The following is a 12,842-nucleotide window of genomic DNA, read 5'->3' on the forward strand; positions in this document are numbered from 1 at the left end:
CGCCCCGGGCGTCCCCGCTCAGCTCCCCCGCCGCGTCGGCCTCGTCCAGCAGGCGCCGGGCCTCGGCGAGCCACGCCCGGCGCAGGCCGCTGGTGCCGGACGGCCCGGCCACACCGTCGTCGGCCAGCCGGAAGGCGGCCCGGGCGACCGGGTCCTCGCGCCGGACGAGGGCGAGCCAGTACGTCAGGTCGATGAGGTTCTGCACCGGCCCGCCGGTGGCCCGCCGCTCGTCCAGGAACTCCCCGAGCAGGGTGCGGCCGTGCAGCGCCACCGCGTCGGCGAGCGCCTCCTTCGACGGGAAGTGGAAGTACAGCGCGCCCTTGGTCACGCCCGCGGCGGCGGCGATCCCGCCGAGCGTGGCACTCGCGTACCCGCTCCGGGTGAACAGCTCCGCCGCGGCGTCGATGAGCCGGCGCCTGGTGCGTTCCGACCTCTCCTGCATTTCGCCCTCCCAGGACCGTGGGACCCCCGCGCTCAGCCGACCTGGGTCAGCCGTTCCCCGGTCCCGGCGGCGGCCGTCCCGGGCGCCGGTGCGGACCCGGCCTTCAGAATGGAACGCTGCAGTCGTTGCAGCCCTGCGGATGGCTCGAGCCCCAGCTCACCGACGAGCCGGGCGCGCAGCCGGTGGTAGGCGTCCAGCGCCTCGCTGCGCCGGCCCGAGCGGTGCAGGGCGACCATGTAGTGGGCGTGCAGGTTCTCGTGCGTGCGGTACCGGCTGACCAGGACCGTGAGTTCGCTGAGCAGCTCGCGGTGCCGGCCGAGGCGCAGGTCGGCGTCGATGCGCTGGTCCAGGGCGCACAGCCAGGTCTCCTCCAGGCGCCGGAGCTCCATGTCCAGCCGCGGCCCGGTCCGTACGTCCACCAGGGCGGAGCCGGTCCACAGGGCGAGCGCGTCCCGCAGTTCGCGTGCGGCGCGCCGGAAGTCGCCGGCGTCGCTCGTGCGGTAGCCGCAGCCGACGAGCCGTTCGAACTCGCGGACGTCGACGGTGCCGCCCGAGGTGCGCAGCATGTACCCGCCGGGGGCGGTGACCAGGACGTCCTTGGCGGTATGCGACGGTGCGTCACCCGGGGCGCGTTCCAGAGCCGCGGCGATGAGCTCGCGTACCTGCAACACGTAGGTCTGCAGGGTGGTGCGGGCGCTGCGTGGCGGGTTCTGGCCCCACAGTTCCTCGATCAGGTCGGGCACGGAGACGACACGGTCGGCGTGCACGGCCAGGAGCGCCAGGACCTGCCGGGCCTTCGGCGCGGTCGGGGTGACCGAGATCCCGCCCTCGGTGACCGCCAGCGCGCCGAGTACTTCGATGTTCATGGTGCTCCCCCTCTTCACGCATGACTCATCAGCGAAGCTAAAAACAGGGCGCGCGGTTTGTCAATACCAAACCATGCGCCCTGTTTAAGGGGGAAGCGCCGGAGAACCTCTACTGCGGGGGGTTGCCGTGCTTGCGGGCCGGCAGGTCGGCGTGCTTGGTGCGGAGCATCGCGAGCGAGGCGATCAGGACCTCGCGCGTCCCGGCCGGGTCGATGACGTCGTCGACCAGGCCGCGCTCGGCGGCGTAGTAGGGGTGCATCAGCTCGGTCTTGTACTCCTTGACCATGCGGGTCCGCATGGCCTCGGGGTCCTCGGCCTCCGCGATCTGCCGCCGGAAGATGACGTTGGCGGCGCCCTCGGCACCCATGACCGCGATCTCGTTGGTGGGCCACGCATAGGTGAGGTCCGCACCGATGGACTGGCTGTCCATGACGATGTAGGCGCCGCCGTACGCCTTGCGCAGGATCAGCGAGATACGGGGCACCGTCGCGTTGCAGTACGCGTACAGCAGCTTCGCGCCGTGCCGGATGATCCCACCGTGCTCCTGGTCGACGCCGGGCAGGAAGCCGGGTACGTCGAGGAACGTCACGATCGGGATGTTGAAGGCGTCGCAGAGCTGCACGAAGCGCGCGGCCTTCTCGGACGCCTCGATGTCCAGCACCCCGGCCAGCGACTTCGGCTGGTTGGCGACGATGCCCACCACCTCGCCGCCCAGCCGGGCCAGGGCGCAGATGATGTTGCGGGCCCAGTGCTCGTGGACCTCCAGGTACTCGCCGTCGTCCACCAGCTCCTCGATGACCTCCGCCATGTCGTACGGACGGTTGCCGTCCACCGGCACCAGGTCGAGGAGGGTGTCCGAACGGCGGTCCGCAGGGTCGGCGGTCGGCGCCACGGGCGGGTTCTCCCGGTTGTTCCGCGGCAGCAGGGACAGCAGGTACCGGACCTCGGCGATGCAGGTCTCCTCGTCGTCGTACGCGAAGTGCGCGACGCCCGAGGTCTCGGCGTGGACGTCCGCGCCGCCGAGGCCGTTCTGGGTGATCTCCTCGCCGGTGACCGCCTTCACGACGTCCGGACCGGTGATGAACATCTGCGAGGTCTCGCGGACCATGAACACGAAGTCCGTCAGGGCCGGACTGTAGGCCGCGCCGCCCGCGCACGGGCCGAGCATCACGCTGATCTGCGGGATCACCCCGGAGGCACGCGTGTTGCGCTGGAAGATCCCGCCGTAACCCGCGAGCGCCGAGACACCCTCCTGGATACGGGCACCCGCGCCGTCGTTCAGCGAGACCAGCGGCGCACCGGCCGAGATGGCCATGTCCATGATCTTGTGGATCTTCGTCGCGTGGGCCTCACCCAGCGCCCCGCCGAAGATCCGGAAGTCGTGCGCGTACACGAAGACCGTCCGGCCCTCCACCGTCCCCCAGCCGGTCACGACACCGTCCGTGTACGGCCTCTTCGCCTCCAGGCCGAAACCCGTCGCCCGGTGACGGCGCAACTGCTCCACCTCGTGGAAGGAACCCGGATCGAAGAGGAGCTCGATGCGCTCGCGCGCCGTCAGCTTGCCCTTGGCGTGCTGCACCTCGGTCGCCCGGTCACTGGGTCCGCGCTCCGCCGCCGCGTGGATCTCGCGCAGTTCCGCCACGCGGCCACGGAGACCGGCCCGTCCCAGCAGCTCCGGGGCGGGGACGGGGGAAGTGGTCATCGACATGTCGTCAGGTCCCTTCCTGGAATGCGTTGCCGCGCTGTCGCCAGCTGCGCGGAGCCCGGTAGGCGGGCTCCGCGCTCCACCCCGGGACGCTCCGGGCCGGGGCCTCGCCCCGCAGCCCGCCGGCGTCCGCCCGCAGGGCGAGCAGCACCACGGTGAGCGCGGCCAGCTCCTCGTCGGTGGCCCGTCCGCGCTCGACGCGCAGCGCGGGCGCTGCCGGTTCCGGACCGCCCATACCCCACCTCCAGCGTTTACGGCAGCATCGGCCACCCCGCTGGAGCACCGCTCCGGCCCCACTGGAGAATGGCTCGGCAGCCGGTCAACAGCTCCCCGCGCACACGGACTTCAGCCCGGCAGCCAGCGCGCCGGCACAGCCCGGACCGCTGCCGACCCCCGTCATGACCACGGCCGCGACCGTTCCCTCGGCAGCCGCGCACGCCATCTCGTACGCGGCGACGCCCCCCGGCCCGGCACCGCACAGCACCAGCCGCCCGGCCCCCCGCAACCCGGTCAGCGCGGAAGGGCCCCCGTCCCCCGGACGCGCCGCCCGCAGGCTCACGATCCGTTCGGGGCCCCGGTGATGACGTACCAGGGCCTCGTACGCACCCACGGGCACCCCCGGCGTCCGCACCAGCGCGATCGTGTCGGCCGACGGCTCCCCGGCGCGCAGCACCGCCGTGTCCGGCCCCTCCGGCACGGGCGGACGGGGCAGCACGCGGGGCACCTCAAGGCCCTGGAGGAGTTCGAGGAGGTCGCCGACGGCGGACTGCGGATCACGGTGGTCCGGCAACGACCGCAGCAGGCGCACACAGTGCGAGAGCAGCGCGGACGCGTCCACGTCCCCCACGCACCGGCGGTCGTAGCGCGCCGTGAGGGCGAGCCCGCCGTCCGCGTCGTGCCGGGCCGCGAGGGTGAGCGGCAACCCGGGGTGGGCGCTGATGCTGCGCGGGGCGTCCACCTCGACGTCCTGGGCCCGCAGCTCCGCCAGCAGCGCTGCGGGCAGCTCGACGCGGTTGTCGAACACGATGCCGGTCTCGAAGAGTTCGGCATCGGGGTTCCGGCCGGTCCAGACCCGGACCCGGTCGGCCGGCACCCAGGCGTGGACGGCCAGATCCAGCGCGGCGTCACGCGCCTGCCCCAGGAGACCGGCCACCGGCTCGGCGGGGTCGACGGTGACCGTCATCGGCAGCGGGTTGCCCAGCAGCCCCGGAATGCCCGCGGCACCCTCCATCGGGATGTCCCGGGCCGACAGGTGCACGCCGAAGCTGACCGGCACGGGACCGGCCGCACCCGCCGCCCGGTACAGCAGCAGCGCCCACACGGCGTGCAGGGCACTGGACTCGCCCGCTCCGCGCATCGCGGCCCAGGTGCGCAGCCGGGTGGTCTGGGGCGGCCGCAGCCGCCGGTGGACGCGCCCGATGCCGAGCGGCCCGGCCGACGGCCCGTCGTCCGGGACCTCGGGCGCGGCCGTCTCCGGAAGCGCGGCGGTCGTCGCCCAGTAGGCGCGGGCCCCCTCGGTCCGCTGCCGGGCCAGCCACCGTGCGTGGTCGCGCACATCGGGGCGCCGCTCGCGGCCGGGCAGGGTGCCCCCGCGGACGTAGGCCCGGTAGAACTCCCGCAGCAGCAGATGGACGCCGCGCTCGTCCAGCAGCGCCCGGTGATAGGTGAGCAGGACCCGGGTGGGCGCGCGGGTGCCCCCGGGGCGGGGCGGCCCCTCCATCAGGGTCACGCGCAGCAGGCCGGGGCGGTGCGGTGCGAAGCCGCGCAGGCGGTCGCGCTCGATCAGGTCGCTCCAGGAGACGGCGCCGTGTGCGAGGTGGGCGACGTCGATCTCCGCCCACTCGTGCAGCACCAGGCGGGGCAGGTACGTCCAGTCGAACGCCGCCCGCAGCACGGTCTCCCGGTCGGCGACGGACAGCCAGGCGGCGGTGAACCGGGCGAGGTCGACGGGGCCCGTCCAGTTCCAGGCGACCTGGCCGACGTGCCCGCCCGCCGGGTCCTCGACCGCCGCGCGGATCAGGTCCTGCTGGTGTCCGGTGACCGTGACGGTGTCGCGCGCGCCGCCCGCCAGCGCCAGGACGTCGGCGAGCACCGCGGCTCCGGGCCTGGCCGGGCCGCCGTGCGCGTGTTCGACGCGCAGGGCGTGGCGCCCCGCACCGGACGCCTCCGCGGTCACCGTGAACGCGTGACGCTGGGTCACCCGGGCCGCCACCGCCTCGGCCCGATCGGAGTCGAGGGGGCCGCACAGCTCCGCCTCGATGGACGGGCCGGAGGCGACGGGCACCGGTGCGATGGCCACCGCGAGCACCGGATCGTCACTCATCGGGGCCCTGTTCCCGCGTACACCGCATCACATGCCCTCCCTCAGCCGGTACGGCTGCCCTCTCAGGCGAGCCGCACTCCGCTCGCCCCCGCGACGCCCTCGGGCCGGGCCATGAGGATGGAACGCTGCAGCTTGGCCAGCGCGGGCGAGGGTTCGAGCCCGAGCGTGCGGACCAGCGTGGAGCGCAGCCGCTGGTAGGCGTCCAGCGCCTCACCGCGCCGCCCGGAACGGTAGAGGGCCAGCATGTACTGGCCGCACAGGCTCTCATGGGTGGCATACCTGCTGAGGAGGACGGTGAGTTCGGAGAGCAGTTCGCGGTGGCGGCCCAGCTTGAGGTCGGCCTCGATGCGCTGGTCCAGGGCGCACAGCCGGCTCTCCTCCAGCCGCTTGATCTGGGTGTCCAGGTGCGGCCCGGTGTGTACGTCGGCGAGCGCCGGACCGGTCCAGAGCGCCAGTGCCTCGCGCAGCAACCGCGCACCCTCGGGAAAGTCCTCGGCGTCCATGGCCCGGTATCCCATGCCGGCCAGCCGCTCGAACTCCTGCACGTCGTGGCTGCCGTCGCCGCCTCTGAGTAAGTAGCCTCCGGGCACGGTGAGCAGGACGTCCTTGGCGGTGCGGGTGTCGTCGCCGTGTTCTTCGAGCGCGGCGGTGATCAGTTCCCGCAGCTGGAGGATGTACGTCTGGAGGGTGGGCCGGGCACTGCGCGGCGGCTCGCTCCCCCACAGCTCCTCGGTGAGGGTGCCCACGGGCACCACCTCGTCGGCGTGCAGGGCCAGCAGGGCGAGCACCTGCCGGGGCTTGGGCGCGGTCGGTGTGATCGAGGTGCCCATTTCCCGCACTTCGAGCGTGCCGAGTACGTCGATGTCCACGCCGTCTCCCCCCGCCATCCCCAGGCCACCGGGACGGCCTGGAACTTCTGCTGACGGAACGATTTAAAAACAGCACGCACGGTATGTCAATACCAAACCGTGCGCCCTGTTTAGTCTCGCTCGAAGACCCGGCGAACCGTGAGGCGTGGCCGCCTTGACCCGATAAGATTCCCCAAATACGGACAAAAGAAAGAGCACGCACGGGCCCGAGCCCCGCGATCGACGTCCGAATTACCGGACCGCATGGACTGTTTCGCGAGAGGGAGTCAGGGGCGAAGCCGAGGCGAAGCGCCTGGTGAGGGGCCAGGCGGTACGCGGTGGCCCACCGCCCGGGTCCGCGGCGCTACTCCGCCGGGCTCAGCCGCGGCAGCGCGAACGACCACAGCTGGACCAGCCGTTCCGCGGAGCGCCAGTACCGGTCGACCGCGCCGAGGGTTTCCAGGCCGAGGGTCGCCGCCACGATGACCACCGCCGCCTCCTCGACCGAGACGTCCTCGGCCAGCTCCCCGTTGGCGCGGGCCTGGACAAGGGCGTCGCGGACCCACTCGTACCACCACTCGTGCAACGTGGCCTCGCTCTTGCGCGAGGGGTCGCCGCCCAGTCGGAAGCCGGCGCGCACGACCGGGTCGTCGGTGACCGCGTCCATCAGCCGGCCGACGGCGGCGACGAGCCCCTGGAGCCTGCCCCCCTTGGCGGTCCGCGCGCTCTCCTCGGTCAGCGAGAGGGCGGACTCCGCGGCGGCGGACTCCACGGCGGCCGCCAGCGCGTCCTTGTTGGGGAAGTGGAAGTGCAGGGCGCCCGAACTCACTCCGGCCCGGCCGCTGATGACCGGGAGCGTCGCCATCGCGTATCCGTCGGCGCCGAAGACCTCCGCGGCGGCCGAGATGAGGGCCTGACGCGTCACAGCCGCTCGCGCCTGCTTCACCATCATGTCCTCCTCCGGCCGGGCGAGGGAACCGGCGCGACGTCGCCCGATTCACCCTGGATTCTCCATACTGACTCGTGCACACCTTAGCAAACCGCACGGCTGGTTGGTTTATGGCCCCGGGGGTTGGTGAGCGCGGAGCTCGGAAACAGTTGGTTTCTCCAGTCGTTCTCCTTGGGGAATGCATCGCAAACCAACAAAAGAAACCGTCCGATAGGTTTCTTCTTACCAGGCGAGGGCAGCGGCCGTGCCCAACGCCAGAGAGGGATGCACTGTATGCCCGGTTTTCGCCCTTGTTGTGAAGCCTCAAGCGACCGTCAGAGAGCCGGAAACGGAATGCGATGCTCAAGCAAACGCTCGATCCTTGGTAAAGTCTTTACTTTTGGGCCGATTGAAGAAAACCGGTAGGTCCGTATCTTAAGTGGCGTCGCCGAACGCAGGTTTCAAGTCAAGACGGGGGCCCCATGAGTCTCACCACTGCTGAAGCCAGAACCGCACTCCCGGCCGCACCGCGGCTGACCAGCACGGTCGCGAAGGAGTACGTGCACCGCGACTCGGTCGCCGAGGTCTTCCTCACCGGGTGCGACTCCCGGGACGGGGCGAACTTCGCACTGACCGGCCAATGGCCCCGCGCCCACACCATGTTCCGGAGCCAGGACGGCACGAGTCACGACCCGCTCCAGATCGCGGAAACGTTCCGGCAGGCAGGCATCTACGTCTCCCACGTGGAGCTGGGCGTGCCGCTCGGCCACCACTTCGTGATGTCGAGCATCACGTACGCGGCTGATCCCGAGAACCTGCGCATCGCCTCGGGCCCCACCGACTTCGACCTCGACACCCGGTGCACGGACATCGTCCGGCGCAGGGGCGTCGCCAGCCGCGTCGCCTTCGAGTTCGCGCTCCGTCGGGACGGCCGTTCCCTGGCGGGCGGCACCGGGCAGATCTCCGTGATCCCCCCGGCCGTCTACAACCGGTTACGCCAGAACCGTTTCGGCCAACCGCCCGTCACCGAACCGTATCCGGCCCGCGATCCACTGCCGCCGGCCCTCGTCGGACGGCCGTTCACCACGGACGTCGTACTCTCCCCCGCCCCCGGGTCCGCATCCGGCGGAAACCCGCGCTGGCTGCTCACCCCGGATCTGAACCACCCGATCCTCTTCGACCACCAGGGCGACCACGTGCCCGGCATGGTCCTGCTCGAAGCGTCCCGCCAGGCCGCCTGCGCCGTGATGGCGCCCCGGACGTTCACCCCGGCCATCGCCGCCAACGACTTCCACCAGTACGCCGAACTCGACCGGCCCTGCTGGATCGAGGTCACCCGGGTGGAGCACGAGCCCGGCAACATGGTCACCATGGAGATCACCGGCCACCAGGACGGCAAGACCGTCTTCACCTCGGTACTCACCGGCCCGGTCGACTAGGCGGCCCCGCCCGCCGCCCGGGACCCACCCCCCCCGTACTGCTCTGGGTCGCTGGCCCGCCCGCGCGAAAACACAGGTCACGCCCGTACGCGCCGCCACCGCAGCGACCGAAGCGACCGAAGAACCCGCTCGCGCCCGTACGCGGGAGGCCGCCCCGCCAGAGGGCCGTGCCTCCCGCGTACGGGCGCGTCGGACGCGGCCTCATGGCACTTCGTCAGAGGTCGAAGGCCACGTGCTCCAGGTCGGTGTACTCCACCAGCAGCCCCTGCGCCCGGCGCCCGCCGTCCTTGAAGTAGATCTCCTGCAGCCCCTCGGCCGCGACCTCCTGGAGCTGCCGGTCGCTGCCGCCCTGCTCGCGGAGTTCAAAGAGCCGGGCCGCGTACACCGGCGGGAGCGCCACGGTGAGATGGCGCAGCCGGGCGTCGTCGGTGGAACCGGGCGCCGCCGTGTAACCGAACCTGGCCCGGGTGTCGATGACGATGCCCCCGGTGGTCGCCGCGGCCTTGCGGGCCTTCGCCTGGATCTGCGGCTGCCACCGCCGCTTGACCTCGCGGTCCATACGGGCGGCCAGCTCCGGGCGGGGCCTCTTCAGCTGGTTGCGCACGTACCGCTCGACCGTGCGCTGCGTGATGCCCAGGAGTTCGGCGGCGGCCCTGGTGCCCTTGAGCTGCTTGACGAGGTACCGCATCTGCGCACCGGCCGACTTGGGCGCGGGCCGGGTGAACGCCCGCTGGACCGCCTCGTCGAGACCTTCCCCGACCGTGTTCATCGGCTGGTTCCCCTACTCTCCGTCGTCCTTGGCGGTGACCGCGCCGTCCTTGATGTACCGGGCCAGGTTGAGCTCCGGACCGTACTCCTCCCGGACGGCCTCCGCCCACAGCGTGGTCTGTGATCCCTCATGCTTCACCATTCCCGGGCTGACCCCGAGCCGGAAGCCCCCGGGCAGCGGTTTGCCGTCCCGGTACGGCAGGAAGTCCAGCGGCGAGGGGCCGTCGGAGGCGTACACCGCGCAGTCCGAGAGCACGGCGACCGGGTACTGGCCCGTCGCGGCGGCCAGCCGGACCATCTTGCGGTGCATGTTGATCCGGGCCCGCGAGATGACGGCGGCCCGGATGTCGGGGCGCCAGGTCGGCCGGCTCAGCGCGGGCCACGGCTTGCCCGGCCGCCAGCCGCCGCCGCGCGGCCGCTCCCTCAGCTTGCCGATGCCCCCCTTGACCGTCGCCTTGATCGCCGAGAGGACGACCGCCAGCTGCGGATCGCGGTCCCGGTACCCCTCCATCGCCGCCAGGAACGCGTCGGGCGCCAGCCCTTCGTCCACGCCGAGGTCCGCCATGGTCGCTACGTACGCGTCGCGCAGCCGCTTGTACCAGCCGTCCAGGTAACGACCGTTGGCCGGGCGCACCCACGCCTCGACGGGCGCCACCTCGTAACCGAGCTCCACCGCGTACGCCACGGTCGGCGTCGCGTACCAGGCGGGGCCCTCCGGACGGTCGCCCTTCGGTGTGAACGGGCTCGGCAGCAGGTCGCCGTCGAGCCGCCGCCACTGCTTGCCGATCACCATGTGGGACGGGTCGACGTGCGACAGGTCCACCAGCCAGGAGCCGGGCAGCGCCGGGTCGAACGCGGGGCCGCTCACGTGCACGGGTCCCTCCAGGCCGACGACCGCCCCGTTGGCTGCCGCGCCGAAGGCGAGGTTGACGTCGATGCCGACCAGGTGGCGCTTCAGGCACTCGTCGTCCGTGAGGGGCCGCGCCCAGTCGTACGCCTCCTCGAACAGCATCTCGGCCGGACCGCGCTGGTGGAAGCGGGGCAGGTCCGCGAGGAGCGGGTGGCCGTCGGGGGCCTCGCAGGGGGCGCACTCGACGGGCTCGGAGCCGAGCGAACCGGGATTGCGCTCCCTGTGCCGCCGGCCGTCCGCGTCGGGTGCGCTCGCCCGGGTCGGCGGGTGCAGCGAGGTCATGAGTTCGAGCCCGGTGACGGCGGTGGAGCCCCGGGGCGTCATCACGCGGGACGCGTACGTTCCCAGCAGCCGTACGAGTTCGGCCGGCGGGAGCTGCGAGGCGCCGTTCCAGTGGCGGACGTCGAGCGCGTTCCAGGCGGGGACGCAGAGCTGGACGCAGCTGCGGCGCACCCCCCGGGCGGGCCGGTAGATCCGGGCCCACGGCCCGAAACCGCGCCGGGTCAGCTTCCACTCCGCCCGGGCCAGCTGCTTGAGCACCTTGTGGTCCTCCGGCAGCCTTCCGGCCAGCCCCTCCTCCCGCGACAGCCGTACGGGCAGCCCGAACCGCTCGCACGCCGCCTCGGTGAGGACGAGCAGCGGATCGGCGTCCTGACCGCTGGGGTGCAGCCGCTCGGCGCCGAGACGCGCCTCTCCCAGGGCCCATTCGACCAGGGCGGGCAACGACTTGGCGGGCACGTCGAGCACCAGTCCGCCCACGCAGTAAGCGGACACCTCAGCGCCCTCCACGTCCACGACGGCGAGCGGCCCGTGGTCGAAGCGGGGCGTCCGCGGTTCGATGGCCGGTTCGGCAGTCTGCGCGGTGGCCGGTTCGATGGCTGGTTCGGTGGTCGGTTCGATGGCTGACCCGGTGGTCGGTTCGGCAGTCGGCCCGGTGGTCGGTTCGGCAGTCGGCCCGGTGGCGGGCGCTTCGCCCTCGCGGGCGGCGGGGCGCGCGTCAGCCGCGGCCGGCTCCGGTGCGACCGCCACCGGCTCGGACTCCTCCGCCTCCGGCGCCTCCGGCGCAAACCGCGCGGCAAGCCCCTCCAGCAGCCGGGCGTACGCGGCACGCTTCGGCGGGCGGGGCTCGCTGCGCCCGGACTCCCAGTTGCCGACCGACTCACGGCGGCTCTTCAGCGCCTTCGCGACCTGGTCCTGGCTCAGCCCGGCGGCCTCGCGCAGCCGCTTGCGTTCGGCCGGCGGCGGCAGCGGGTCCTGCGCGATCTGCTCCAGCAGCGCGTCGACCGCGCTGAACAGCAGCTGCTCCTCGTGGGACAAAACGATCACCTCGGGCGTCACCCTATCGAACCGCTCAGCGGAACACTCATGGATGTCACGCGGATTGCGCATGGGGTACGCCGTCACTGGAGCCGGGGTTCAGCCCGGCTGGAGACGACCGGACTGTTCTCCGGCATTCGGCGACCGGACCGGAGCGACCGGATGCCCGCTCGGTAGCTGGAATCCCGGCGAAGTAACCGCAGGTCAAGCACCTGGCAGGAATGCGGAGCGACCGAAGCGACCCAGGGGGCAGATATATGCGGCCATTGGCGTGTGCGCGCGTGCGCGTCATATATGGAGAGCTTCAGTCGCTTCAGTCGCTTTTCCGTCGGGCGTACGGCTGCGACCTGCGGATTCACGGATACCACGGGGAGCGACCGAGCGACCGGGAATCGTGCGCGCCGCGGACACTGAGTAGCTGCGGGCACCTTTCAATGGACACATCCGTTCTGTCGCGAGGGCCTCTTCTTCCCCTGGGGTTTCGCTAATCTGTTTGCGCGAGTTGCGTCGCTTCAGTCGCTGATGGGGGAAGTGAATGGCAGCTGAACTGCGGGTCTCGCGCAGCGACTCACGGCAGTTCACGGGGGATGAGCCGGTCGCTGCGCAGCCTCTGACGACGGCGTGGTGGTGTGCGCGCCAGGGGTGGCCGGTTCACCCTCTTGCGCCGGGCCGTAAGACACCGGTGGCCAACTGCGGTGCGTGCCGCCGCCCGGACCACGACCGCGACCGGTGCGGCTGTCTGCGTTCAGGCCGCTGGTGCCACGGGTTCCACGCGGCGACGCTCGACCTCGACCGCATCGGGCAGTGGTGGGGCGCCCGCCCGGACCTGGGGGTCGGCGTGGCCACCGGCCCGGCGGGCCTCGTCGTCATCGACATCGACGCGCACGGCCGCGAACTCCCCAGCCGAGAGCGCTTGTTGCCGGGCATCGGGATCGCCACCGGGATCGACCTGACCGGCCTGGCCAACGGCTTCCACACCCTCGGCCTGCTGGCCGCCCTGCGCGGCGCCGCCAGCCCCGCGGACGACGCGTCCACGCTCCGGGTCCGCACCCCGTCGGGCGGCCTGCACGTCTGGTACCGCAACGACGGCGGGCACCGCTGGCAGTGCTCGGCCGGCTCGGGCAGCGGGCGGGCCCTCGCCTGGCAGGTCGACGTCCGGGCGCACGGCGGGTACATCGTCGCGCCCGGCACCGTCACCGAGGCCGGGACCTACCGCCCGGTCGGAGCCGTGCGCACCCCCGCCCCGCTGCCCGCCTGGCTCGCCAGGGAACTCCAGCGCACCGGCCACCTGCCCAC

General features: G+C 72.2%; 11 protein-coding genes. 2 read left to right on the plus strand and 9 right to left on the minus strand.

The genetic code is table 11. The features are described from left to right. The 7 genes from G3I41_RS02715 to G3I41_RS02745 form a co-directional block, all read right to left on the minus strand. The coding region (locus tag G3I41_RS02715; RefSeq protein WP_164398692.1) for a TetR family transcriptional regulator at positions 1–442 on the minus strand (442 nt) is incomplete at its 3' end. Positions 443–474: 32 nt separating this feature from the next. After that, positions 475–1,308, minus strand: coding sequence for an AfsR/SARP family transcriptional regulator (locus tag G3I41_RS02720; RefSeq protein WP_164398693.1), 834 nt, complete (start codon positions 1,306–1,308; stop codon positions 475–477). Between the two features lie 109 nt (positions 1,309–1,417). Next, entirely contained in the window at positions 1,418–3,010 is a 1,593-nt protein-coding gene (locus tag G3I41_RS02725; protein ID WP_164398694.1) for an acyl-CoA carboxylase subunit beta, read from the minus strand. A gap of 10 nt (positions 3,011–3,020) precedes the next feature. Further along, entirely contained in the window at positions 3,021–3,248 is a 228-nt protein-coding gene (locus G3I41_RS02730) for an acyl-CoA carboxylase subunit epsilon (protein WP_164398695.1), read from the minus strand. A gap of 84 nt (positions 3,249–3,332) precedes the next feature. Continuing rightward, the gene (locus tag G3I41_RS02735; RefSeq protein WP_203600080.1) at positions 3,333–5,336 is read right to left on the minus strand and encodes a condensation domain-containing protein; all 2,004 of its coding nucleotides are present in this window, start codon (positions 5,334–5,336) and stop codon (positions 3,333–3,335) included. Between the two features lie 62 nt (positions 5,337–5,398). Further along, a complete protein-coding gene (locus tag G3I41_RS02740) occupies positions 5,399–6,205 on the minus strand; it encodes an AfsR/SARP family transcriptional regulator (protein ID WP_164398696.1) in 807 nt (268 codons plus the stop codon). 343 nt (positions 6,206–6,548) lie between these two features. Beyond that, the gene (locus tag G3I41_RS02745; RefSeq protein ID WP_239081455.1) at positions 6,549–7,136 is read right to left on the minus strand and encodes a ScbR family autoregulator-binding transcription factor; all 588 of its coding nucleotides are present in this window, start codon (positions 7,134–7,136) and stop codon (positions 6,549–6,551) included. 458 nt (positions 7,137–7,594) lie between these two features. Between G3I41_RS02745 and G3I41_RS02750 the strand changes: the two genes are divergently transcribed. Next, on the plus strand, positions 7,595–8,551 hold the full coding sequence (locus G3I41_RS02750; protein WP_164398697.1) for a ScbA/BarX family gamma-butyrolactone biosynthesis protein: 957 nt from the start codon (positions 7,595–7,597) through the stop codon (positions 8,549–8,551). A gap of 214 nt (positions 8,552–8,765) precedes the next feature. On the opposite strand, the gene G3I41_RS02755 is transcribed toward G3I41_RS02750, so the two are convergent. Further along, entirely contained in the window at positions 8,766–9,320 is a 555-nt protein-coding gene (locus tag G3I41_RS02755; protein WP_164398698.1) for an XRE family transcriptional regulator, read from the minus strand. Positions 9,321–9,332: 12 nt separating this feature from the next. Next, on the minus strand, positions 9,333–11,546 hold the full coding sequence (locus G3I41_RS02760) for a helix-turn-helix domain-containing protein (protein ID WP_164398701.1): 2,214 nt from the start codon (positions 11,544–11,546) through the stop codon (positions 9,333–9,335). Between the two features lie 682 nt (positions 11,547–12,228). On the opposite strand from G3I41_RS02760, the gene G3I41_RS02765 reads away from it, so the two are divergent. Further along, positions 12,229–12,842 (plus strand): bifunctional DNA primase/polymerase (locus G3I41_RS02765; protein WP_343242043.1); only part of this gene is annotated, 614 nt, incomplete at its 3' end.

This window comes from Streptomyces sp. SID9727 (assembly GCF_010550605.1).
Classification (GTDB): Bacteria; Actinomycetota; Actinomycetes; order Streptomycetales; family Streptomycetaceae; genus Streptomyces.

What these genes read in the sequence shown, in the direction of transcription:
- G3I41_RS02720 (WP_164398693.1), bottom strand. Translation starts at nt 1,308, where the DNA reads ATGAACATCGAAGTACTCGGCGCGCTGGCGGTCACCGAGGGCGGGATC.
- G3I41_RS02755 (WP_164398698.1), bottom strand. Translation starts at nt 9,320, where the DNA reads ATGAACACGGTCGGGGAAGGTCTCGACGAGGCGGTCCAGCGGGCGTTC.
- G3I41_RS02750 (WP_164398697.1), top strand. Translation starts at nt 7,595, where the DNA reads ATGAGTCTCACCACTGCTGAAGCCAGAACCGCACTCCCGGCCGCACCG.
- G3I41_RS02745 (WP_239081455.1), bottom strand. Translation starts at nt 7,136, where the DNA reads ATGATGGTGAAGCAGGCGCGAGCGGCTGTGACGCGTCAGGCCCTCATC.
- G3I41_RS02730 (WP_164398695.1), bottom strand. Translation starts at nt 3,248, where the DNA reads ATGGGCGGTCCGGAACCGGCAGCGCCCGCGCTGCGCGTCGAGCGCGGA.
- G3I41_RS02725 (WP_164398694.1), bottom strand. Translation starts at nt 3,010, where the DNA reads ATGACCACTTCCCCCGTCCCCGCCCCGGAGCTGCTGGGACGGGCCGGT.
- G3I41_RS02735 (WP_203600080.1), bottom strand. Translation starts at nt 5,336, where the DNA reads ATGAGTGACGATCCGGTGCTCGCGGTGGCCATCGCACCGGTGCCCGTC.